Genomic DNA, 1,877 nt, shown 5'->3' on the forward strand with positions numbered 1-1,877 from the left:
CGCGCCTAATGTGGGGTAGCGATTGGCCACACACCCAGTTCGAACATACGACTGACTTCGCTCGAGCGGTCTCGGCGCTGCAGGACATTGACTCGAGCCAGGAAATCACCGACGCCATCCTGCGCACGACCCCGCTCGCCCTTTATCGATTCGACGTCAACCAAGCGCCTCGAAGCGCTTCGGCAGCGGACTCCCTTTCTCGCACGTTATGAGGTAGCCATGCAGGTCACCGGTATGTTGCTTTGCTATGTCACCTGATTGTCGCCGGAACCGGCGACCCGGATCGAACGTCGTGGGAGCGAGGGAGCGCGCCCCGGCGCGGGCACGGCCCACGGCGGGGTCCGCGTCGTGGACGGCCGTCGGGATGGTTACGCCGAACGCATCGTCGAGGCGGGCACGGGTCTAAGCAGATATGGCCGCGATGAGGCATGAAGCCGCAAAGGCGTTTGTGATAACGAGCGCCAACGGATTGTTGAAACAGTTGTTCCCACGCGCTCATCGGGCCAGGTACGAATCCATGGGAATGAGCTCGACGGCCCATCCACTTTCTTCGCCAAGCGTGGCGGCCGGGTGCATGGACGCAATGCGCAACGCCTCGTCACGGGTATCCGCCTCGATGATGAACAGGCCGCCCACGACTTCTTTCGACTCGGCGTAAGGCCCATCAGTGACGTGCGTTTTGCCGCCGCGTGGACGAAGCGTCCTCCACTTGTCTAGATCGCCAAGCGACGCGGAAACCAGAACCCTGCCGGTAGCGCGCATTTTCTCGTCCAGCGCCGGGCATTGGCTGACCAGTTCCCTGATGTCGTCTGGCGCCATCGCGGCCATTTTTTCTGGGGTGAAGTAGGCTAGGCCGAGGAATTTCATGGGAGATCCTTTGTGGGCTGCGGACTTACTGACGACGAACCGAGTGATCGGAAATCGACACTCTTCTTGGAGAGGTTGTAGCAGGTTTCAACACCCTGTCCGCTTCGGGGTCGCTCACGTTCTGCGTTGTCGCCAGTAGCGCTTGCCGGTGTGGAGAAAAATAAGGACTAGGACGAGGATCAAGGTAATCCGAAGACTCTCATCCAGATCCTCGGCGGCGACCCAATCCAGCCTCGAACGCCGACGGCCAGCAGTCGGCCACGAGCGGTCACTCGGGTGCGCCTTGCGAAACGTCGACAATGCTTGGAAACGTTTTGGGGAGGTGGAACCTCGAACGCGGGATTTCGGCGATTGCCGTTATCTCGATCATTAGATCAGGGTGATACAGTCGTTGAACCTGAACTGTCGTCGTAACGGGGTACGGCGCGGCGAAAAACTCTGCTCTAATGTCGCTGGTCGCCATGAAGGCTTCAACGTCGGTTGCGTAGTGAACGAGCGACATGGTATCCGACATGCGTCCGCCCATCGACGTCAGTACATCACGAATGTTCTCAAGCGTCTTTCGGACCTGTTTCCTTATATCGCCCAGTCCGACCACCTGCCCAAGAACATAGAGCGCAACCTGCCCTTTCAAGTGGACCACTTGACCGTCGCCCTGTAGCACCGCCATCGAAAACGTCCCAAAAGGCGGCCAAATGCCCGAAGGATTGAACGCAGCGACCATTGTGCTGGCTCACGGTGATAGTCGTGTCGTTGCATTATGCTTTGTGGTTCTCCCACTTTCAGCCCAATGGTGGCGCAGCGCGGAAGGCTGTGGATCGTGATCTCTCGTCCTTCAAGAACGAAGCCCGTTCGAATTTCGATATCCTAAATAATTCGATCCGACCACACTCAATCCAGTGGCTGCTGTCGGGCGTGTGCAAGGTCCGCTGTGGGTCGGTTTCGGGCGACCGCGTCGGGCAGTGACCGGCCAATGCGCGTTGTTCGACGCTCCGCCATCTGGTTCCGGC

The 1,877-nt window shown here is 59.1% G+C and carries 3 protein-coding genes; 1 reads left to right on the forward strand and 2 read right to left on the reverse strand.

The annotated features are described in order from the left end of the window. A partial coding sequence (locus tag AWB74_RS44295) for an amidohydrolase family protein (RefSeq protein ID WP_160110413.1) occupies positions 1 to 212 on the forward strand: 212 nt, incomplete at its 5' end. Positions 213 to 495: 283 nt separating this feature from the next. Here AWB74_RS44295 and AWB74_RS44300 read toward each other — a convergent pair. Continuing rightward, entirely contained in the window at positions 496 to 867 is a 372-nt protein-coding gene (locus AWB74_RS44300; RefSeq protein ID WP_061152769.1) for a YciI family protein, read from the reverse strand. 268 nt (positions 868 to 1,135) lie between these two features. Further along, positions 1,136 to 1,591 (reverse strand): RidA family protein, encoded by a 456-nt coding sequence (locus AWB74_RS44305; RefSeq protein WP_061152770.1) that lies wholly within the window; start codon positions 1,589 to 1,591, stop codon positions 1,136 to 1,138. Between the last annotated feature and the right edge of the window lie 286 nt (positions 1,592 to 1,877).

It is taken from the genome of Caballeronia arvi (assembly GCF_001544695.2).
Lineage (GTDB): Bacteria > Pseudomonadota > Gammaproteobacteria > Burkholderiales > Burkholderiaceae > Caballeronia > Caballeronia arvi.

Coding starts and splice junctions, on each gene's coding strand:
- AWB74_RS44305 (WP_061152770.1), bottom strand. CDS start 1,591: ATGGTCGCTGCGTTCAATCCTTCGGGCATTTGGCCGCCTTTTGGGACG.
- AWB74_RS44300 (WP_061152769.1), bottom strand. CDS start 867: ATGAAATTCCTCGGCCTAGCCTACTTCACCCCAGAAAAAATGGCCGCG.